This is a genomic window from Zhihengliuella sp. ISTPL4 (assembly GCF_002848265.1).
Classification (GTDB): domain Bacteria; phylum Actinomycetota; class Actinomycetes; order Actinomycetales; family Microbacteriaceae; genus Microbacterium.
In genome coordinates this window covers 1,874,502-1,894,329 of record NZ_CP025422.1, presented here as the reverse complement: position 1 = coordinate 1,894,329, position 19,828 = coordinate 1,874,502, and the positions used below count along the sequence as shown (strand labels likewise).

18 protein-coding genes are annotated in these 19,828 nt (G+C 70.7%); 8 read left to right on the top strand and 10 right to left on the bottom strand.

What is annotated here, in order from left to right; translation table 11 throughout:
• Nucleotides 1-66: 66 nt before the first annotated feature.
• The 5 genes from CYL12_RS09065 to CYL12_RS09045 form a co-directional block, all read right to left on the bottom strand.
• Nucleotides 67-1,158, bottom strand: coding sequence for an ABC transporter ATP-binding protein (locus CYL12_RS09065; protein ID WP_101847311.1), 1,092 nt, complete (start codon nt 1,156-1,158; stop codon nt 67-69).
• Nucleotides 1,155-1,946, bottom strand: a complete 792-nt coding sequence (locus CYL12_RS09060) for an ABC transporter permease (RefSeq protein WP_101847310.1) — start codon at nt 1,944-1,946, stop codon at nt 1,155-1,157. The genes CYL12_RS09065 and CYL12_RS09060 overlap by 4 nt, the downstream gene beginning before the upstream one ends.
• On the bottom strand, nt 1,943-2,881 hold the full coding sequence (locus CYL12_RS09055) for an ABC transporter permease (protein WP_233486696.1): 939 nt from the start codon (nt 2,879-2,881) through the stop codon (nt 1,943-1,945). The genes CYL12_RS09060 and CYL12_RS09055 overlap by 4 nt, the downstream gene beginning before the upstream one ends.
• Nucleotides 2,878-4,017: an ABC transporter substrate-binding protein gene (locus CYL12_RS09050; RefSeq protein ID WP_101847308.1), complete on the bottom strand. Its 1,140-nt coding sequence runs from the start codon at nt 4,015-4,017 to the stop codon at nt 2,878-2,880. Before CYL12_RS09050 ends, CYL12_RS09055 begins: the two co-directional genes overlap by 4 nt.
• 135 nt (nt 4,018-4,152) lie before the next feature.
• On the bottom strand, nt 4,153-4,668 hold the full coding sequence (locus CYL12_RS09045; RefSeq protein ID WP_101847307.1) for a GNAT family N-acetyltransferase: 516 nt from the start codon (nt 4,666-4,668) through the stop codon (nt 4,153-4,155).
• A 107-nt stretch (nt 4,669-4,775) separates the two neighbouring features.
• Between CYL12_RS09045 and CYL12_RS09040 the strand changes: the two genes are divergently transcribed.
• Nucleotides 4,776-5,549, top strand: a complete 774-nt coding sequence (locus CYL12_RS09040) for a sulfite exporter TauE/SafE family protein (RefSeq protein WP_060921721.1) — start codon at nt 4,776-4,778, stop codon at nt 5,547-5,549.
• Nucleotides 5,550-5,640: 91 nt separating this feature from the next.
• On the opposite strand, the gene aspS is transcribed toward CYL12_RS09040, so the two are convergent.
• Nucleotides 5,641-7,419, bottom strand: coding sequence for an aspartate--tRNA ligase (aspS, locus tag CYL12_RS09035; RefSeq protein WP_101847306.1), 1,779 nt, complete (start codon nt 7,417-7,419; stop codon nt 5,641-5,643).
• Between the two features lie 132 nt (nt 7,420-7,551).
• Here aspS and CYL12_RS09030 point away from each other — a divergent pair, with 132 nt between their 5' ends.
• Entirely contained in the window at nt 7,552-7,941 is a 390-nt protein-coding gene (locus CYL12_RS09030; RefSeq protein WP_101847305.1) for a DUF5684 domain-containing protein, read from the top strand.
• A gap of 1 nt (nt 7,942) precedes the next feature.
• A complete protein-coding gene (locus tag CYL12_RS09025; protein WP_101847304.1) occupies nt 7,943-8,584 on the top strand; it encodes a histidine phosphatase family protein in 642 nt (213 codons plus the stop codon).
• Between the two features lie 64 nt (nt 8,585-8,648).
• On the opposite strand, the gene CYL12_RS09020 is transcribed toward CYL12_RS09025, so the two are convergent.
• A complete protein-coding gene (locus CYL12_RS09020; protein WP_101847303.1) occupies nt 8,649-9,542 on the bottom strand; it encodes an NAD(P)/FAD-dependent oxidoreductase in 894 nt (297 codons plus the stop codon).
• 55 nt (nt 9,543-9,597) lie between these two features.
• Between CYL12_RS09020 and CYL12_RS09015 the strand changes: the two genes are divergently transcribed.
• From CYL12_RS09015 to ccsB, 5 genes are read left to right on the top strand one after another with little or no spacing between them, the layout of a single operon-like run.
• Nucleotides 9,598-10,002: a MerR family transcriptional regulator gene (locus tag CYL12_RS09015; protein WP_101847302.1), complete on the top strand. Its 405-nt coding sequence runs from the start codon at nt 9,598-9,600 to the stop codon at nt 10,000-10,002.
• A 55-nt stretch (nt 10,003-10,057) separates the two neighbouring features.
• Nucleotides 10,058-10,708 (top strand): TlpA family protein disulfide reductase, encoded by a 651-nt coding sequence (locus CYL12_RS09010; RefSeq protein ID WP_101847301.1) that lies wholly within the window; start codon nt 10,058-10,060, stop codon nt 10,706-10,708.
• Between the two features lie 16 nt (nt 10,709-10,724).
• Entirely contained in the window at nt 10,725-11,492 is a 768-nt protein-coding gene (locus CYL12_RS09005) for a cytochrome c biogenesis CcdA family protein (RefSeq protein WP_101847300.1), read from the top strand.
• Nucleotides 11,493-11,508: 16 nt separating this feature from the next.
• The gene (locus tag CYL12_RS09000) at nt 11,509-13,287 is read left to right on the top strand and encodes a cytochrome c biogenesis protein ResB (RefSeq protein WP_101847299.1); all 1,779 of its coding nucleotides are present in this window, start codon (nt 11,509-11,511) and stop codon (nt 13,285-13,287) included.
• Between the two features lie 9 nt (nt 13,288-13,296).
• On the top strand, nt 13,297-14,277 hold the full coding sequence (gene ccsB / locus CYL12_RS08995; RefSeq protein WP_101847298.1) for a c-type cytochrome biogenesis protein CcsB: 981 nt from the start codon (nt 13,297-13,299) through the stop codon (nt 14,275-14,277).
• An 18-nt stretch (nt 14,278-14,295) separates the two neighbouring features.
• Here ccsB and CYL12_RS08990 read toward each other — a convergent pair whose 3' ends face one another.
• The 3 genes from CYL12_RS08990 to CYL12_RS08980 all read right to left on the bottom strand — a co-directional run bounded on the left by CYL12_RS08990 (nt 14,296) and on the right by CYL12_RS08980 (nt 19,761).
• Entirely contained in the window at nt 14,296-14,886 is a 591-nt protein-coding gene (locus tag CYL12_RS08990; protein ID WP_233486695.1) for a 2'-5' RNA ligase family protein, read from the bottom strand.
• A 124-nt stretch (nt 14,887-15,010) separates the two neighbouring features.
• Nucleotides 15,011-16,978 carry a YhgE/Pip domain-containing protein gene (locus tag CYL12_RS08985; RefSeq protein WP_101847297.1) on the bottom strand — a complete coding sequence of 656 codons (1,968 nt, stop codon included), beginning with the start codon at nt 16,976-16,978 and terminating at the stop codon, nt 15,011-15,013.
• Complete coding sequence (locus CYL12_RS08980) at nt 16,975-19,761, bottom strand: MMPL family transporter (protein ID WP_101847296.1); 2,787 nt, start codon at nt 19,759-19,761, stop codon at nt 16,975-16,977. Before CYL12_RS08980 ends, CYL12_RS08985 begins: the two co-directional genes overlap by 4 nt.
• Nucleotides 19,762-19,828 lie beyond the last annotated feature (67 nt).

The window sequence follows — 19,828 nt, the reverse complement described above, 5'->3', positions numbered from 1 at the left end:
CATTCGTCGAGACCCCCGGCTGCAGACGTCTGCAGCCGGGGGTCTCGACGTGGACCCGGGGTCTCGTCAGCCGCGCGGGCGCGCGACCACCGGGACAGGGGTCACCGCGATGCGGACACGGTCGCCGAACGACGGGCGCACGGTGGGATCGTGCTGCACGCGGACGAGTTCCCCCGACTCCGTGCGCACGAGGGTCCGCCGCATGCTGCCGAGGAACGTGCTCTCCTCCACGAGGGCATCGGTGGCGGCCTCCTCCGCGGACGTGAACCGGACATTCTCCGGACGGAGGTACACGTCCACGGGGCCATCGGCGGGCGTCTGCAGCGGGAGGCGCTGCCCCCACACGACGACGTGATCGTCCTCGGCGACGCCGGACACGACGCTGGAGAGCCCCACGAACGCCGCCACCTCGGCGGTTGCGGGAGTCGTGTACAGCTCCTCCGGGGACCCGATCTGCTCGATGCGCCCCGCGTTCATGACCGCGATCCGGTCCGACACCGCGAGCGCCTCCTCCTGGTCGTGCGTCACGAAGACGGTCGTGATGCCCAGGCGCAGCTGGATGCGACGGATCTCGTCCCTGAGCTGCACGCGCACCTTGGCGTCGAGCGCCGACAGCGGTTCGTCGAGCAGCAGCACGCGGGGCTCCGTGACGAGGGCTCGCGCCAGGGCCACGCGCTGCTGCTGGCCACCGGAGAGCTGATGCGGGAACCGGTCGGCGAGGTCGGCGAGGCCCACGAGCGCGAGCGCATCGAGGGCACGCCGAGCCGCCTCGGTCTTGCCGACACCCCGACGACGGAGCCCGAAGGCCGTGTTGTCGACGACGCGGAGGTGCGGGAACAGCGAGTACGACTGGAACACCATCCCGATGTCGCGCCGGTTGGTCGGCACCCGCGAGACGTCTCCGCCGCCGAGGAGGACCGTCCCTTCGTCGGCGCCCTCGAGTCCGGCGAGCACGCGGAGCAGCGTCGTCTTGCCGCAGCCGGACGGGCCCAGCAGCGAGACGAACTCCCCGGGGGCGATGTCGAGGTCGACCCCGTGCAGCACCCTCGTGCCGCCGTAGCTCTTGACGATGCCCTGCAACTCGACCCGCGTGCCCTCGCCGGCCTGCGCGAGCAGCAGGTTGTCCTTGGTGCGCGGGAGAGCGTGATCGAGGGTCATGAGCGGGCCTTTCGCGGACCGCGGGCGACGCGGCCGATGAGCAGGAGCAGGAGGAAGACGAACAGCAGGGCGAGCAGCGTGAAGATCGCGGGCGCAAACGGGTCCTGCTTCTGCACCACGACCATCGCGGTCTGGAAGACCTGCCGATTGAGGAGGGACGCGATCGTGAACTCTCCGAGCACCACCGCGATGGAGATCAGTGAGGCGGCGAGCAGCCCCTGGCGGAGGTTCGGCGCGAGCACGCGGAGCACGACGGTCGGCCACCCCGCGCCGAGCGAGCGCGCCGCTTCGGACAACGTGCGCAGATCGGCGGCATCGATCGAGGCCTGAATCGAGCGGAATGCGAAGGGGAGGACCGTGATGCCGTACGCGAAGGCGAGAGTCCAGGTGCCGGTACCGACGGTCCGACCGATCTGCAGGTAGATCGGCGCGAGCCCCACCACGAGGACGATCGCGGGGATCGAGATCGGCAGGAGAGCGACGAACTCGAAGGCCGCCTTGAGCCGAGGGAAGCGCAGGTTCACGAGGATCATCGTGGGGGCCAGGAGGAACAGCACGATCGCCACCGTCACCGCGGCGAGGACCAGGGAGTTCCCGAGCCCCGTCCAGATGGGCTTCAGAGTCGCGGACGCTGCGGGGTCCAAGAGGGCCGTCCAGTGCGCGAAGGAGAGGCTGTCCGTGCCGCGCAGCGTGAAGAGGAATGTCGACACGAGGGGGACCGCGAAGAACGCGCCGACGACGATGCCGATCACGGCGCGGGTGGCGCGGGACGGGGCGAGGCCGTTCATGCCTGCCACTGTGCCGCGCGCCGCTGGATGAGCGAGTACAGCGCCATCACGACGCCGACCACGACGATCATGCCGAGGGCGAGAGCTCCCGCGAGGTTCTCCCGGCCGAGCAGGGTCTCGCTGGTGAGAGCCGTGCGGATCTGCAGCGGGACGATCTGCGAGCCCTGGCTCGCGAGCGCCGCGGCCGTGGCGTACGAGGAGAACGCGTTCGCGAAGAGCAGCAGCAGACTGGCGAGGAATGACGGCGCCAGCACCGGAAGGCCGATCCGCAGCCAGAAACTCGCCCTGCTGCCCCCGAGGGTGAGGTTCGCCTCGACCCACTGCGGCTTCAGGGCGGCGAGGGCGGGGAGGAAGGTGATGACCATGAGCGGCACCTGGAAGTAGATGTACGGGAGGATGAGGCCGGGCAGCTCGTACAGCCAGGTGCCTTCCGCGAAGATGTCGATGCCGAACGTGTCGCGGAGGACGACGGTGACCACGCCCTGGATGCCGATCATGGCGATGAAGGCGAACGCGAGCATGACGCCGCCGAACTGCGCGAGGACCCCGGCCGCCGCGTCCACGGAGCGCCGCACGACGCCGTCCGGGTTCATGCCGAGCAACGCATACGAGACCAGGGCGCCGACGATCGCGCCGACCGCCGCGGTGAGTAGCGACAGGCCCGCCGAGTTCGCGAAGGCCGTGAGCACCACCGGGTCGCCGAGGGCGGCGACGTTCGTCCAGGTGAAGGCGCCGTCGCCGTCGAAAAACCCGGAGCCGATCGCGAGCACTGTGGGCACGGCGAGGAACAGCAGCACGTATGCGGCGAAGGGCACGAGCCCCAGCCACGCCGTGGATGGCGCCGACCGCCGGGCCCGCGCGTGCGACGCGGGTCCGGCGGTGGTGACGGGGGCGGACGCCGAAGCATCCACCCCCGGTGCGACGGCGGTGGTCACTGGACCGCCGCTGCCCACTTCTCGCCGAGCAGCGTGCCGGCATTCTCGGACTGCTCTTCGGTGGGCACGACGGTCTCCTCCGGGGCGTCGGGGAGAGCGGAGGCGAGCTCCTCGTCGATCGTGCCGGCCTCGGTCATCGCCTCCATGCGCACCGGACGGGCGCCGCCCTTCAGCCACAGGTTCTGCACCTCGTCGCTGTACAGGAACTCCTGCCACAGACGTGCGGCGGCCGGGTTCGGGGCGTCGACGTTGATGGCCTGGTTGTAGTAGCCGGCGTAGCCGGTGCCGTCGAGGACCTCGACCTTCCAGTCCGGGTTGTCGGTCGCGTGTGCGGCGTTCAGGTAGTCCCAGTCGAAGACGACGGGGGTCTCTCCGCTGGCGACGGTCGCGGTCGTGACGTCGACCTTGAGCAGGTTCCCCGCCTTCTGCAGGTCGGCGAAGAAGTCGATGCCCGGCTGGAAGTCGTCGAGCGTGCCGTCCGACTGCACGGTCGCGAGGCCCACGGCGGCGAAGGCCGCTCCGGCCTGGGTCGGGTCGCCGTTGATGGCCACGGCACCCTTGTAGTCGGCGGAGAGGAGGTCGGACAGCTCAGCTGGGGCGTCGAATTTCGAGGAGTCGTAGCCGATGGACATGTAGCCGCCGTAGTCGCCGACGAAGAGGCCGGTGGGCTCCTTCAGCTCGTCGGGGATGTCGTCCCACGTCTGCACCTTGTAGGGGGCGAAGGCATCGGTGTTCTGCAGGGCGACGGTGAGGCCCAGGTCGAAGACGTCCGGGGCGGTGTCGAGGCCCTTGTTCGTCTCGGCCGCCTGGATCTCCTCGGCGCTGGAGACGTCGGGCGACGCCTCGTTGATGGTGATCTCGGGGTACTTCTCGGCGAACAGATCGAGGATCTCGCCATAGTTCGCCCAGTCGCGCGGGAGGGCGATGACGTTGAGCTGCCCCTCCTCCTTCGCGGCCGCCTCCAGCTCCGCGAACGACCCGAAGTCCTCGACGGAGGTGGCGCTCGCCGCATCAACGGCGTCGTCACCGGCAGCCGGGGCGTCGGTCGCCGAGGCGCAGGAGGTCAGTGCGATGACGGCCGTGGTGGCCAGGGCGATGCCGGCGCCGATGCGCGCGCGGCGGGGGGAGCGTGCCATGAGTGTCCTCTCGGTGTCCGGCGCTGTGAGCCGGTGTCGGGTTGCGAGAGGACACTATGAGTCCGAGGTTGCCGCGCGGAGCGGTGCGGGTGAACGGTCGGTGTCGGGCCGGTGGCGTGGGGATGCGCCGCGGGCTCAGCGCTGTGGGATGGTGTACTTGAAGCCGCGGTGCGAGCCCACATAGCCGAGGCGCTCGTAGAACCGATGGGCGTCGGTGCGGGCGGCGTCGGAGGTGAGCTGCACCATGGCGGCTCCGAGGGCGGGTGCCGCGGCATCGCCGACCCAGCGCATGACCGCGGAGCCGATGCCCGAGGACCGGAGGTCGCTGCGGACGCGGACCGCCTCGACGAGCAGCCGCCGGGCGCCGCGACGTGCCATGCCGGGGATCGAGGTCAGTTGGAGAGTGCCGACCACGGCGCCGTCGAGTTCGACAACGAGGAGGTCGTTCGAGGGGTCGGTCAGGATCTCGCGGAGGCCGCGCTCGTACGCCGGGCGGTCCTCGGCGGAGGCGACGTCGCCGCGGGCGGCGCTGATCGGATCGTCGGCGAGCAGCGCGATGACGGCGTCGGTGTCAGCCTCGGTCGCTCTCCGGAGCACGGCGTCCCCGCTCCTCGACGCGAACGGATGCGGAAGCGGGAGAGCGGCGAGCATGAGCCCAGTCTGCCAGCGGTGCCGATGCGGGACCGTGCCCGCGGGTCTGGAATCATGGCGGGGTGGATATCGGCAGCCTCCTCGGACTCGAGCAGCTCACCTGGGGGATGCTGATCCTCATCATCGTGGCGGCGTTCAGCGCCGGGTGGATCGACGCGGTCGTCGGCGGCGGAGGGCTGCTGCAGCTCCCGGCGCTGCTCCTCATCCCCGGCATCGCCCCGGTCCAGGCGCTCGCGACGAACAAGCTCGCCTCGGTCTTCGGCACCGCGACCAGCAGCATCACCTACTACCGCCGCGCCAAGCCCGACCTGCGCACGGCGCTGCCGATGGCGGTGATCGCGTTGATCGGCTCGTTCGGCGGCGCGGCGGTCGCGACGGTGCTGCCCCCGGCCGCCTTCAAGCCCATCATCGTGATCGCGCTGCTGGCGGTCGCCCTGTTCACGGCGCTCCGTCCGCAGCTCGGGGCGGCGACGCAGCTGCGCTTTCACGGGCACAAGCACCACATCATGGCCGGGCTCGCGGGGCTCGGCATCGGGTTCTACGACGGGATGATCGGTCCGGGGACGGGCACCTTTCTCGTGATCACCCTCGTCGCGCTGCTGGGCTACGACTTCCTGCAGGCGAGCGCGAAGGCGAAGATCGTGAATCTCGCGACGAACGCGGGGGCGCTGCTCCTCTTCATCCCGCACGGCTCGGTGCTGTGGCTGCTCGGGGGCATCCTCGCGGTCGCGAACGTCGGCGGCAGCTACCTGGGTTCGCGGATGGCCATCTCCCGCGGCACGACGTTCATCCGCGTGGTGTTCCTCGTCGTCGTGGTGGCTCTCATCGCGAAGCTCGGCGTCGATGTGTGGAACGAGAACCTCGCCCCTCTCTTCGCCTGATTCTTCGCCGAGACCCCGGGTACGCGACGAGACCCCGGGCTGCCAGCGGCAGTGTCCCGGGGTCTCGGCGGAAAGACGGGGTCTCGGTGGGTCAGGCCTCGTCCTCCGGGGTGAAGTCCACGCCGGCCTCGGCGCGCTGCTCGGGGGTGATCGGCGCGGGAGCGGAGGTCAGGGGATCGAAGCCGTTCCCGGACTTCGGGAAGGCGATGACGTCGCGGATCGACTCGGTCTTGGTCAGGTGCTGGAGCACGCGGTCCATGCCGAGCGCGATGCCGCCGTGCGGGGGAGCGCCGAACTTGAACGCGTCGAGGAGGAAGCCGAACTGCTCCTGGGCCACCTCGTCGCTGATGCCCATGACCTCGAACACCCGCTTCTGGATGTCCTCGCGGTGGATGCGGATGGACCCGCCGCCGAGCTCCGAGCCGTTGCACACGATGTCGTACGCGTAGGCGAGGGCCGAGCCGGGGTCGGTGTCGAACGTGTCCTCGAACTCGGGCTTCGGACCGGTGAACGCGTGGTGCACGGCCGTCCAGGCGCCCGCACCCACGGCCACGTCTCCGGAGGCGACCGCGTCGGCGGCCGGCTCGAACATCGGGGCGTCGACGACCCAGGTGAAGGCGAACTCGTCCGGGTTCAGGTACCCGAGGCGACGGCCGATCTCGACTCGCGCGGCGCCGAGCAGCGCGCGGCTCTCCTTGGTCGCTCCGGCGGCGAAGAACACGCAGTCGCCCGCCTCCGCGCCGACGAACTCCGCCAGACCCGCCTGCTCGGCCTCGGACAGGTTCTTCGCGGCGGGACCGCCCAGGGTGCCGTCCTCGTTGAACAGGACGTAGGCGAGGCCCCGTGCGCCGCGCTGCTTGGCCCAGTCCTGCCACGCGTCGAGCTGCTTGCGCGGCTGGCTCGCACCGCCGGGCATGCGCACGGCGCCGACGTACTCGGCCTGGAACACGCGGAACGGGGTGTCCTTGAAGTAGTCGGTCGCTTCGACGAGCTCGAGTCCGAAGCGGAGGTCGGGCTTGTCGGAGCCGTACTTCGCCATGGCATCGGCGTAGGTCATCCGCGGCAGCGGGGTCTGCACCTCGACGCCGATGGTCTTCCACATCGCCACGACGAGCGCCTCCATGAGGGCGATCACGTCCTCCTGGTCGACGAAGCTCATCTCGATGTCGAGCTGCGTGAACTCCGGCTGGCGGTCGGCACGGAAGTCCTCGTCGCGGTAGCAGCGGGCGATCTGGAAGTACTTCTCCACGCCGCCCACCATGAGCAGCTGCTTGAATAGCTGCGGGGACTGGGGCAGGGCGTACCAGCTGCCCGGGTGCAGGCGGGCCGGGACGACGAAGTCGCGGGCGCCCTCCGGCGTGGAACGGGTGAGGGTCGGGGTCTCGACCTCGGTGAAGTCCTCGGCGTGCAGCACGTCGCGGATCGCCTTGTAGACGTCGGACCGCAGGCGCAGCGCGGAGGCGGCGGCCGGGCGGCGGAGGTCGAGATAGCGGTACTTCAGGCGTGCCTCCTCGCCGACGGTCTCGGTGTCGGCCAGAGCCGTCGAGACCTGGAACGGCAGCGGTGCCGACTCGTTCAGGACCTCGACGTCGGCCGCGATGACCTCGATCTCGCCGGAGGGCAGGTTCGGGTTCGCGTTGCCCTCGGGGCGCTGCGACACCTCGCCGGTGACCTTGAGGACGAACTCGTTGCGCAGCGGGTGGGCGATCTCCTCGTCGCGGATGACGACCTGGGCGATGCCCGACGCGTCCCGCAGATCGATGAACGCGACGCCTCCGTGGTCACGACGACGATCGACCCACCCGGTGAGGGTGACGGTCTGACCGATGTTCTCGGCGCGCAGGGAGCCTGCGGAGTGGGTGCGCAGCACGGAGGATTCCTCCTGATCCGGGGAAAGATGAACCCGCCCAGTCTACGCGGGCGTCCCGGCCCTTCCCGGCCGGGTCGCCAGCACGGAGCAGCGGCACCTCAGTAGGATCGCCACGACGAAAGGCGGACCCCCATGCACCTCTCCATCTCGGACGGCAACGGCCTTCCCGACCTGTTCGGCGCGATCTTCTCCGGCACGACGGGACTCATCGCCCTCATCTTCTACATCCTCGTCGTGGTCGGACTGTGGAAGGTCTTCACGAAGGCGGGCTACCCCGGCATCCTCGCGATCATCCCGATCGTGAACGTCGTGTTCCTCGTGAAGATCGCCGGGATGTCGGGGTGGTTCGCCCTGCTGTACCTCGTGCCGATCGCGAACTTCATCCTCGGAGTCATCGTCGCGTTCAAGCTCGGCGCGCGGTTCGGCAAGGGCGGGGTGTTCTCCTTCTTCCTGCTGTTCCTCTTCCCCTACATCGGCTATCTGGTCCTCGGGTTCGGCGAGTCCCGCTACCGCGAGGTCTGACGTGGCGGCATCACTTCTGCACCTCGTTCGCCACGGGGAGGTGCACAACCCGTCCCGCGTGCTCTATGGCCGGCTGCCCGACTACCACCTCAGCACCGCGGGGGAGGAGATGGCCCAGGCGGCGGCGGAGCACGTGGCGGGACTCGGCGATCCGGTGACCGCGCTCTTCGCGTCGCCGCTGGAGCGTGCGCAGGAGTCAGCCGCCCCGTTCGCCGAGGTGTTCGACCTCGAACCCGAGACGGACATCCGTCTGATCGAACCGACGAACGTCTTCGAAGGCACGCGGATGCGGCGGTCGCTGATGAATCCGATGAACTGGTGGCACCTTCGCCAGCCCTCGCTGCCGAGCTGGGGGGAGCCGTACGCGTCGATCGCGGAGCGGATGCTCGGCGTGATGGACGAGGCGTGGACGGCTGCGGCCGAGATACCGACAGCGGGGGACATCGTCATGGTGTCGCATCAGGCGCCGATCTGGATCACGCACTTGCGCGTCGCCGGCCTCCCGCTGCAGCACGACCCGCGGACCCGCCGCTGTGCCCTGTCCAGCGTGACCTCGTTCGAACGCGTGGGCGACGTCTGGCGCGAGGTCTCGTACGCCGAGCCCGCCGCGACCGGCGGCGCCGTCGACGTCGGCGCCGTCTGACCCCGCTCGAATCGCCTGATCGGCTCCCTTCCGCCGGGAAGGGGGACCAATCGGGCGATTCGAATCAGAGGGACTGGATCACACCCACCGCGGCGAGCTGACCGGCGGCGGCGGCGAGCAGGACCGAGGCCATCGGGCCGGGGAGGGTCGCGCGATGGGCGAGGTCGCCCGCCGCGAAGACGCCAGGAAGCGACGTCCGTCCGAACTCGTCGATCTCGATGGACCCCGAGTCCAGCATCCGCAGCCCGAGGTCGGCGGCGAAGGGCGCTCGGTGCCGCATCGTGCCGGAGGCCACGAACACGCCTGCGACGTCGAGGTCGCCCTCCGCGCTGCGCACGCGCACGCCATCCCCGTGCGAAGCCACGGCCTCGACCGGTGCGGCGGCCACCCTGGCACCGAGCTCCTCCAACGCGATGTGCTCCTCCTCGGCGAACGGTCCGCCCACCGGGACCACCGTGATGTCGCCGACGATGCGGCCCAGCAGCCCGATCAGGTGGGCCGCCCTGGGCGCTGCGCCCAGGATCGCGATCGGTTTCCCCGCATGCTCGTGGCCGTCGCAGAACGGGCAGCTGAAGACCCGGACGCCCCACAGGTCGGCGAGACCCGGGACCGGAGGGAGGTCGTCCGCGACGCCGGTCGCCAGGATCACCCGCCGCGCCTCCGCCGGCGATCCTTCGGCGAGGCTCACCGAGAAGCCCGCCTCCGCATCGCCGGAGATCCGCTGCGCCGCCACGTCCCGCACCTCGACGTCGGGGTAGGCCGCGAGCTCCGTCCGTGCCTGCGCGCGAAGGTTCGCCGGGGCCTTCCCGTCGGCGCTGATCATGTTGTGCATGTGCAGGACGGTGCCGTTGCGGTACTCGCCCGAGTCCAGCAGGAGCACCGGCCGGTGCATCCGTCCGAGGGTCAGCGCCGCCTGGAGGCCGGCGGGGCCGGCACCGATCACGATCGCGTCGTACATGGAGGTTCCCTTCTCGCGTCTTGCGTTCGGCACCAGTCTGTGACTTCATGTCAACATGAAGTCAAGCGACCCGCATCCCTGGTCCGTCGGCGAGGTCGCCGCGCGGTTCGAGATGCCGACGAACGTCCTGCGGCACTGGGAGACGGTCGGCCTGCTCCGGCCGCCCCGCGACCCGGCGGGCCGCCGGCGCTACGGCGAGGACGAAGTCGTACGCATCGCCGTCATCCAGCGCAGCAAGGCCGCCGGGATGAGCCTCGACCAGATCGCGGTGCTCCTCGACGACGGCAGCGCCGGGCGGCATCAGGTGCTGCAGCAGCATCTCGACGACCTCGACCGGCGGATGGAGGAAATGCGGCGATCACGCGAGATGACCGAGCACGCGATGGGCTGCCGGGCGCACGACATCGCGACCTGTCCGCGGTTCCGCGCCGGCGTCGACGACGTGCTCGCGCGCTTCTGACTCCCCCCGGGGGTACCCGGCCGATGCATAGGAAGCTCTGCGTAAACTCGGAGTCGTGTCCCGTGCCTCCAGGATTCGCTCGATCCGCATCGGCCGCCCCTCCCGTCTCCGGTCCTTCGGCCGTGTGGGCGGAGCCGCGCTCGCTGCGGTGCTCGCCGTGGGTCTGAGCGCCTGCGCCCCCGACCCGGTGAGCGAGTCGTTCCTGAGTGGCGAGAACACCGGCTACGTCGCCGCCGACGGCGCGATCGTCGAGATCCCGGTCGCCGAACGCGGGGAGCCGGTCGAGTTCAGCGGTGTCACGGAGCACGGCGAGGACTTCGACAGTGCCGACATCGCCGGGCAGGTCGCCGTCGTCAACTTCTGGTACGCCGGCTGCGCACCGTGCCGCGTCGAGGCCCCCGACCTGGAGGCCGTCTGGCAGGAGCACCAGGACGAGGGCGTGCAGTTCATCGGCATCAACACCCGGGACCAGGCGGACACCGCCGTGGCGTTCGCCGACGAGTTCGGGATCACGTACCCGAGCCTCATCGACGTCGACACCGCGCAGGCCAAGCTCGCCTTCGCGAAGGCAGTGCCGGTCGCTGCCACCCCGACCACGCTCGTGCTCGACAAGCAGGGCCGCGTCGCCGCGCGCATCATCGGCCCCATCGACGGCACCTCGATCCTCTCCACGCTCGTCAAGGACGCGCTCGCGGAGGACTCCTGATGTCCCAGAGGTCGTCGTGAGTCCGGGAACGATCATCGACTCCGGGGCCCTCTGGCTGGCGATCCCGGTGGCCATGGTCGCGGGCCTCGTCTCCTTCCTCTCACCGTGCGTCCTCCCGCTCGTACCCGGCTACCTCGGCTTTCTCGGCGGCGCCGTCGCACCGCGGGGCGCCTCGACGTCCGGCGACCGCGCCACGCAGACGGCGACCCGAAGCCGCCTCGTCCTCGGCGTGCTGCTGTTCATCCTCGGCTTCACCGTGGTCTTCATCCTCTACACGGTGCTCGGCGGCACCGCGGGGGTGTTCCTGCTCCAGTGGGGCGACCTCATCACCCGCATCCTCGGCGTCGTGATCATCGCGATGGGCCTCGTCTTCCTCGGGCTCTTCGGCTTCGCGCAGAAGGAACTCCGTTTCCACGTCGACTCGAAGGCGGGCATGATCGGTGCCCCGCTCCTCGGCGTCGCGCTCGGCATCGGCTGGGCACCCTGCATGGGGCCGACGCTCGCCGCCATCCTCGCGCTCTCGTTCAACGCCGGCGACCCCGTGCGGGCGGGATTCCTCGGCCTCGCGTACTCCCTGGGCCTGGGCATCCCGTTCCTGCTCGTCGCCCTGGGCTTCGGCTGGGCGACGAAGGCCATCGGATTCCTGCGCCGCCACATCCGGATCGTGAACATCATCGGCGGCGTGCTGCTGATCCTCCTCGGCGTCCTGATGGTCACCGGCCTGTGGACCGACATCATGTCGCGGCTGACGGCGGTGATCGGCAGTGTCGACCTCCCGCTCTGACCGCTCCGAGAAGACCATGACGAAGAACAAGGGTGCCGTGACCAACGACTCCAGCGACCCGCTCCGCCCGTCCGACCATGTCGACGGCGACGACACGATCACCCAGCCGCGCCTCGGCTTCGTCGGCTGGCTGCGGTGGGGGTGGCGCCAGCTCACCTCCATGCGCACGGCGCTCGTCCTGCTCCTCGTGCTGGCGATCGCGGCCATTCCCGGGTCGATCTTCCCGCAGCGGATGGCCGACCCGAACGGCGTGACGCAGTGGGAGCGGGACAACCCCGACCTGTTCCCCGTCCTCGACGCGCTCAAGCTCTTCGACGTGTACCTGTCGCCGTGGTTCTCGGCGATCTACCTGCTGCTGTTCACCTCACTCGTCGGCTGCGTCATCCCGCGCATCAAGCACCATGCGAAGGCGCTGCAGGCCCGCCCGCCGCGCACCCCGGCCCGGCTCCGCCGCCTGGAGGACTACCGCGCCGTCACGCGAGACACGGTCGCCGAGACCGGGACGCGCACCGGCGACGCCGACGCGGAAGCCGCCGCCTCGATCGACGTCGCCACGAAGCAGCTCAAGGCGCTCGGGTATCGCGTGGAGCGCTACGACCGCGGCCGCACGTACTCCGTGTCGGCCGAGCGCGGGTACTGGCGGGAGACAGGAAACCTGCTCTTCCACCTCGCCCTCGTCGGCGTGCTCGTCACGATCGGCGTCGGCGGCGGTTTCGCGTACACGGGCCAGCGCGTCCTCGTCGAAGGGGAGACCTTCGCCAACACGCTGCTCGACTACGACTCCATGAACCGCGGCCGCTTCGTCGGGGACGACGCCTTCGCGCCGTACTCGATGCGGCTCGACTCGTTCGACGTGACCTATCAGCCGTTCGGTGAGCCCGGCTCCGGCCAGGCAGGGAACTTCTCCGCCAACATGACCATCCAGGAGAACGGCGAGGAGCGCGAGGGCGCCGTCAAGGTGAACGAGCCGTTGAGCGTGGCCGACGACGACGTGTTCCTGCTCGGCAACGGCTACGCGCCGACGGTCACCGTGCGGGATCCCGAGGGCAACGTGGTGTTCCGCAACAGCACGCCGTTCCTCCCGCAGGACAACAACATGACCTCCCTCGGCGTGCTCAAGGTGCCGGACGGCCTCGCCGAGCAGGTGGGCCTCGTCGGTTTCTTCTATCCGACCACGGGCGTGCTCGACACCGGAGCCTTCTTCTCCGCGTACCCCGACCTGACGAACCCGACGCTCACGCTCGATGTCTACACGGGCGACCTCGGCATCAACGACGGTGTGCCGCGCTCGGTGTACGTGCTCGACACCTCCGACATGACGAAGCTCACGGGACGCAGCACCGACGTGGAATCCATCGAGCTGTCCCCCGGGGAGACCGCGCAGCTGCCGAACGGCCTGGGCTCGGTGACCTTCGACGACGAGTCGCCGGAGGGGGCCACCGACGCCTCGCAGTCCGTGAAGCGCTTCGCCTCCCTGCAGATCCACCGTGACGAGTCCGGGGTGTTCGTCCTCGGCTTCGCGCTGCTGGCCCTCGGCGGCCTCATGCTCGCCCTGTTCGTGCCGCGCCGGCGCGTGTGGGTGAAGGCGACAGCGGCCGACGGCGCGATCGACCTCGAGTACGCGGCCCTGGCCCGAGGGGAAGACCCCACGCTGGCCCGCGCCGTGGACGACCTTCGTGCCGGCCACGCCCGGCTCCTCGACGCCGCGGGCGGCACGACCGCCCGCACCCCTGAAGACGCCGACGAGGATGCCGCGGACGCCGCGGACCCCGCGGCCCCGGCACCCCGAAAGTAGACTGACATCATGCTCGAGCTCAACGTGATCTCGCCGATCCTGCTGTGGACGGCGATCGCGATCTACGCGGCGGCCTTCGTGGCCTACGCCTTCGATCTCGCGCGTCGCTCGCAGGCGACCGCCGACGCCCACACGGTCCGCGAGGGCGAGCTCGTGGCCGCCGGTCGAGCCGGGAGCGTCTCCGCCTCCGCGCCCGTCGATGCGCCCGGAGCTCCGAAGCCGCAGCGCTTCGTCATGGCGCGAATCGGTACCTCCCTCACCGTGCTCGGCTTCGTGTTCCACCTCGCCGCCACTGTGACGCGCGGCATCGCGGCCGGTCGGGTGCCGTGGGCGAACCTGTACGAGTTCGGCATGGTCGGCACGCTGCTCATCATCGCCGTCTACCTCGTGGTGCTCACCCGCCTCGACCTGCGCTTCCTCGGCACGTTCATCACGGGCCTCGTCGTCGTTCTGCTCGGGCTGGGCGCGACGAACTTCTACGTCGAGGTCTCGCCGCTGATGGACCCGCTGAAGAGCGTGTGGCTCATCATCCACGTGTTCGTCGCCTCGCTCGCGACGGCGTTCTTCGCCCTCGCGTTCGCGCTCTCGGTGATCCAGCTCATGCAGGCGCGACGCGAGCGGCTGCTCGGCGAGGGGGCGGCGAAGACCGGCCCCGGGTTCCTGCGCACCTTCCCGCCTGCGGAGCGCCTGGAGAGCCTGGCGTACCTGTTCACGATCATCGGGTTCATCCTCTGGACGTTCACGCTCATCGCCGGGTCCATCTGGGCGTACTACGCGTGGAGCCGCTTCTGGGGCTTCGACGTGAAGGAGACCTGGACCTTCGTGATCTGGGTTCTCTACGCCGGGTACATCCACGCCAGGGCGACCCGCGGCTGGCGCGGCAACCCCTCCGCCTGGCTCTCGATCGTCGGCTTCACCGCGGTGATCTTCAACTTCACCATCGTCAACGTCTTCTTCAAGGGTCTGCACGCCTACTCCGGCCTGAGCTGAGCCCGCCGAGACGGAGCGTCAGCCGCCGAGGGTGATGACCTCGGCGTGCTCGACGCCGCCCTCGTACCAGACGAACTCGGCCTCGGTGACGACCTCCGTCGGCGCGGGGAGGAGCGGACGGACCTCGGTGGCGGCGAGCTGCTGCCAGGTCTCGGCATCCAGCGGCTTGCCGTAGAGCACCGAGAGGTGGAAGGTCCAGTCCTCGACGGAGAGCTCGTCGAGGCGGCGGAAGTCCGTCGGCCGGAGCACCTCCGTCAGCGAGGCGTACGCGTGCACGAGGGCGGGCGTGCGGGCGAGGCGCAGGATCACGATCTGCCACGGCGCGGGGAAGACGTCCACGGCGTCGGCGGTGAGTTCGAGAGGACCCTGTTTCGCGGCCCAGGCCCGGATCACGGCCCGCAGCTCCTCCCGACGCTCGGGCTCGAAAAAGCCTCGAAGCGTCACGTGCTCCGTGTGCGGATGCCGGAGCGGCGTGTCCAGACGACCGAGCGCAGCCTCCTGGATGGCCCGGTATGCCGCGGCGACGGCCCCGGTCGGCCGGAGCACGAGATACTGCTGTCCTTCGAGGCTCGCGAGCTGGTCCGGGGTGTCCATGAACGGTCGGCGCATGGCACGAGGGTACGGGGTGTGGTCGTCGTGTCCGTGCACTGTTTCGGAGGTCGCCACACGACACGCCGCCGGAGCGGGGTGCCCGGCGGCGTGTCGTGCGTGATCTCCGCAGCTGTGCCCGGGGTCAGGCGGTGACGACGGCACGGGCCGTGGTCGTGCGGCGGACCGCGACGACCACCGTCGTGGCGACGAGCGAGAGCACGCCCCAGACGACGAGGGCGGCGACGGCGGCCCCGCTCGCCTCCACGAGACCCGCGAAGGCCGGTGCGGTCGGGAGGGCGGCCCCGATGCTCGCGAGCCAGTCGGGCACGGTCGAGATGAGTCCCGTCGCCACGGCGATGACACCGATCAGTGCGGCGATCCAGCGTCCGACGCCGCCGAACACCGCCACGAGGGCCTGGTTCACGGCCGCGAACACCACCCCGGCGAGGACGGCGGTTCCCGCGAAGGCCCACCACTCCGCGACGTCGTAGTCGGCCACGATCTGCACGATGAGCGAGACGAGCAGACCCTGGGCCGCGCCGATCGCCGCGGCCGGCCAGAACGCGCGGAGGGTGAGGGAGGCGGAGGAGCGTCGCGAGGTGAGGGTGCGAGCCGTGTGGGCACGGAGCACGAGGAAGGACGCGAGGCCGCCGAACCACAGCACCACCGCGGTGAGCAGCGGGATCGCGGTGGGGCCGAAGAGCGAGCCCATCGAGGAGTCGGTCGCCACCGGATCAGCGATCACCGACGCCAGCGACGTCGACTCCTCGTCGCTGAAGGACGGAAGGGAGTCCGCGGCGGTGCGCAGTCCGCCCGCGAGGTCTCCGGTGCCGGTCGCGAGGGTGTCGAGGCCGGTGGCGAGCTCCGTGCTGCCGTCGGCGAGCTGGGTCGCACCGTCGGCGAGCTGCGTCGCGCCGGACGACAGCGCCCGCGCTCCTGCGGCCGACTGGTCCACGCCCTCCGTCGCGAGGCGGTTGAGCCCGCCGGCGAGCTCGGTCGCCCCGGCACCCGCCTGGCCGAGCTGGGTGGCCAGCGTGGAGAAGGACCCGGGAAGCGCGGCCACGCCCTCGGCCACCTGCTTGTCGTTGAGGATGCCGGCGGCGGTCCCGGCCGAGGTCGCTGCCGTCACCGCCTGCTCCGCGAGGGCGGAGAGCTGCTCGCACTCCGCCGAGGTCGGGTCGGCGGCGCACGCGGTGGCCGCCAACGTCCCGAGACCCTGCGCGACCGCGGCGGACTCGCCCGCAGCGGATCCTGCGGCCGCGGCCGCCGACTGGATCCCGCCCGTGAGCTGCTGCACGTCGGCGACCCGGCCCTGGAGCTCGGTCGCCCCGGAGCTGAGTCCCGCCCCGATGGTGCCGGCGCCGGTCGCCGCCTGCCGCGTCTGCCCCGCGATCGTGTCGAGGCCGGACGCGAGGGTCGAGGCCCCGGTAGCCAGCTCTCCGGCACCCGCGGCGAGCTGCGTCGCACCCTCCGGGAGGGCCGCAGCGCCGGTCGCCGCGTCACGGGCACCCTTCGCCAGCTCCAGGGCCCCGTCCGCCGCGTCGCCGATCTGGTCGCCGATGGTGGTGAAGCCGACGAGGATGTTCTCGGTCGTGGCCTCGGACAGCGTGGTGCCGAGCGTCGAGGCCGCCGCATCGGCGATCTGCCCGGTGATGAGGTCGTCGGCCACGAGGCCGTCGTCGGGCGTCGTCACCTGGATCGTCGCCTGCTCCGCGTCCCCGCCGCCGTCCGCGACCGCCTGACCTGCGGAGGTCGCCGCGGCCGAGAAGTCCTCGGGGATCGTGATGACGGCCTGGTAGGTGCCGTCGGCGAGCCCGTCGGCGGCGTCCTCCTCGTTGGAGATGACCCACGTGAGGTTCGAGTCGAGATCGTCCGACCCCTCGACGAGCCCGGACGCGAGCTGCCGCCCGAGGGGGGCGGTCTGGCCGTCGATCTCGACGGGTTCGTCGAGGTTCACGATCGCCGCGGTCATGGAGTCGAGGCGCTCGGTCGGGTTGTAGAGCGCCGCCATGAGGATGCCGCCGATCGCGGCGGGCAGCAGCAGGACGCCGAGGATCGTGAGCCAGGTGATGGGCTTACGTGAGCGGGCGCGCTCGAGGGGGAGGGTCATGCGGGCACCTCGGTCGTTTCTGCGGCGCTCGGGCGGGGCGCGCGCGTGTCGAGTACGTCGGCGGACGGCCATCCGGCGTCCGCGAGGAGGGAACGGGCCGCGTCGGGATCGACGGCGGTGGCGAAGACGGCGAGCTCTCGGCGCGACCTCGCGTCGCGCAGCATCGCGGCGACCTGGTCGCGCTCGCCGCCGCGGAGCCGGTCCGCGCCGTCGATCACCACGAGCTCGGAACGACCGCGGAGGGCTTCGCGGAGGTCGGCGAGCACCGGGGCGTCGTCTCCCGCGAGCACGCAGCCCACGTGGGAACGGACCCAGGCCGCACGACCGGGGAGCAGGTGTCCGGCGACACGGAGGCGTCCGTCGGCCGGGGCGATGCGGGCGCCGACGGTGAGAGCGAGGGCCCGCAGCGTCCCGGCGTCCGCGCCGCTCGCGACCACGGCCGCGCCGGGTGCGAGCCGCAGCGACAGTCCCTCCGTCGTCGAGGGGCCGGCGCCGAACTCCAGATCGTCCGCGGCGACGAGCGACCCGTCGCCCGGCCAGGCCTCGAGGTGCCGTTCGCGTTCCACCGCCTCGCCCTCGATGTCCGCCCGGGGGAGGATTCGCTCGAGCCACGACGGGATCTCCCAGGCGCGCTCGCCGAGGATCGCCATGAGCGCCGGGATCAGCGTCATGCGCACGAGGAAGGCGTCGAAGGCGATGCCGGCGGCGAGTCCGAGGGCGATGGGCTTGAGGGAGGAGTCGCCCTCCGGCACGAAGGCGACGAACACCGCGAACATGATGAGGCCGGCCGCCGTGACGACCTTCGCCGACCCGGTGAACCCGCTCCGTACGGCGCGCAGAGCTGCGGCCCGCCGGGTGGCGCGGTTCACCGCTCCCGCACCCTGGCGGAGGTCGGGATCGTGCACGAAGTCCTCGCGCATCCGCGACACGAGGAACACCTGGTAGTCCATCGCCAGGCCGAAGAGCACGCCCATGAGGATGATCGGCATGAAGCTGATGATCGGGCCGACCTTGGCGACGTGCAGGAGGTCGGCGAACCATCCCCACTCGAAGACCGCCCCGACGACGCCGAAGGCGGCGACGATCGACAGCAGGTAGCCCGCCGCGGCGGTGATCGGCACCCAGAGGGAGCGGAACACGATGGTGAGGAGGATCAGCGAGAGACCGATAACGAAGATCCCGAACGGCAGCAGAGCCGCCCCGAGCTGATCCGAGATGTCGATGCCGACGGCGGTGAAGCCGGTGACCTTGAGGTCGATGCCGAACTCGTCCAGCCACTCGTCGTGGTGGCTGCGGAGCTCGCGCACGAGGTCGGCCGTCGCGGGGTCGTCGGGAGCCGTCTCCGGGATGATCTGGACGATGCCGGTGTCGGCGGTCTCGTTCGGCGTCGCGAGGGCGACCTCCTTCACGCCGGGAACCTCGGCCACCGCGTCTCCGAGGTCTTCCATGAGACCGAGGGGGCCGGTGGAGGTGACGATGGTCCCGGTGAGGATGAGGGGGCCGTTGAAACCGGGGCCGAACTGCTCGCCGACGAGGTCGTAGTTCTGGCGGGCCTCGGAGTCCTTCGGCAGGACCCCGGCGTTCGGCAGGGCGAGGTCGAGGCTGAGGGCGGGGACAGCGACGATGCCGAGGCCGAGGACGACTGCGAGGGACACGAGGACGGGGTGCTTCGTCACACCCCCGACCCACCGACGGCTGCCGCGGGGCCGGGCAACGGCGTCCTCGACAGCCGTCTTCTTCGGAGCCTTCGCGCGCTTCGGTCGTCCGGCGACGCGGCCCCCCAGGAATCCGAGGAGGGCGGGGGTCAGCGTTACCGCGATCGCCACGGCGACCGCGACGGCCACGGACGCCGCGACGCCCATGGTGGTGAGGAACGGGATCCCCGCGAAGCCGAGGCCGATCAGCGCGATGAGCACGGTGACGCCGGCGAAGACGACCGCCGACCCTGCCGTGCCCACCGCCCGGGCGGCCGACTCCTCGGGGTCCACGCCGTCTCGGACCTGGTCCTGGTGGCGCGCGACGATGAAGAGCGCGTAGTCGATCCCGACCGCGAGTCCGAGCATCAAGGCGAGCAGCGGCGTGGTGGAGGAGACGGTCGCGAAGGCGGTGGCCGTGAAGATCCCGGCCATCGAGATGCCGACGCCGAGGATCGCGGTGAGCAGGGGGAGCCCGGCGACGACGAACGAGCGGAACGTGACGATGAGCACGAGAAGGGCGATGAGCAGCCCGACGGCCTCGGTGAGGGTGACGCCGGGGATCGAGATCGCGAAGAGGTCGCCGCCGAGAGAGGCCTGCGCACCGTCGGGGAGCTCTGCCGCAAGCTCGTCGACGGTGGAGCGCAGGGCGTCCTTCGTCTCCTCGGAGACGTCGGTGGACTCGCCGTCGAACTGCAGGCGCACGATGGCGGCCGTGTCGTCGTCGTTGATCATGCCGTTGACCATCTCGTCGTACGGCGAGGTGGCGGCGAGGACCTCGTCGAGGTCGCCGAGCTCCGACACGGCGTCCTCGATCGGCTCACGGTACTCGTCATCGGTGATCTCGTCGCCGTCGGCGGCCACGACGATGAACTGCGCGTTCGTGCCGCTCACCTGGGGGAAGGAGCGGGAGAGCTGCTCGAGGCCGGCCTGGGACTCGGTCCCGGGGATGGAGAACGTGTTGTCGGTGCCGGCGCCGAGGACCACGGCTCCGGCTCCGGCGATGCCGAGGGCGAGGAGCCAGGAGACGAGGACGCGCCACGGGTGGCGGAAGGACCAGCGTCCGAGGGACGAGAGGAGTGTGGACACGCGAATCTCCGTGGGGTGCCGGGTGGATACACAGGTGTATCCGATACATAGATGTATCGTAAGGTCA

Excerpts from the sequence above, each read along its gene's own strand:
- CYL12_RS09050 (WP_101847308.1), bottom strand. The coding sequence starts at position 4,017 with ATGGCACGCTCCCCCCGCCGCGCGCGCATCGGCGCCGGCATCGCCCTG.
- CYL12_RS09060 (WP_101847310.1), bottom strand. The coding sequence starts at position 1,946 with ATGAACGGCCTCGCCCCGTCCCGCGCCACCCGCGCCGTGATCGGCATC.
- CYL12_RS08985 (WP_101847297.1), bottom strand. The coding sequence starts at position 16,978 with ATGACCCTCCCCCTCGAGCGCGCCCGCTCACGTAAGCCCATCACCTGG.
- CYL12_RS08990 (WP_233486695.1), bottom strand. The coding sequence starts at position 14,886 with ATGCGCCGACCGTTCATGGACACCCCGGACCAGCTCGCGAGCCTCGAA.
- CYL12_RS09015 (WP_101847302.1), top strand. The coding sequence starts at position 9,598 with ATGAAGTCAAGCGACCCGCATCCCTGGTCCGTCGGCGAGGTCGCCGCG.
- CYL12_RS09030 (WP_101847305.1), top strand. The coding sequence starts at position 7,552 with ATGCACCTCTCCATCTCGGACGGCAACGGCCTTCCCGACCTGTTCGGC.
- CYL12_RS09040 (WP_060921721.1), top strand. The coding sequence starts at position 4,776 with ATGCTGATCCTCATCATCGTGGCGGCGTTCAGCGCCGGGTGGATCGAC.
- CYL12_RS09020 (WP_101847303.1), bottom strand. The coding sequence starts at position 9,542 with ATGTACGACGCGATCGTGATCGGTGCCGGCCCCGCCGGCCTCCAGGCG.
- ccsB (WP_101847298.1), top strand. The coding sequence starts at position 13,297 with ATGCTCGAGCTCAACGTGATCTCGCCGATCCTGCTGTGGACGGCGATC.
- CYL12_RS09065 (WP_101847311.1), bottom strand. The coding sequence starts at position 1,158 with ATGACCCTCGATCACGCTCTCCCGCGCACCAAGGACAACCTGCTGCTC.
- CYL12_RS09045 (WP_101847307.1), bottom strand. The coding sequence starts at position 4,668 with ATGCTCGCCGCTCTCCCGCTTCCGCATCCGTTCGCGTCGAGGAGCGGG.
- CYL12_RS09000 (WP_101847299.1), top strand. The coding sequence starts at position 11,509 with ATGACGAAGAACAAGGGTGCCGTGACCAACGACTCCAGCGACCCGCTC.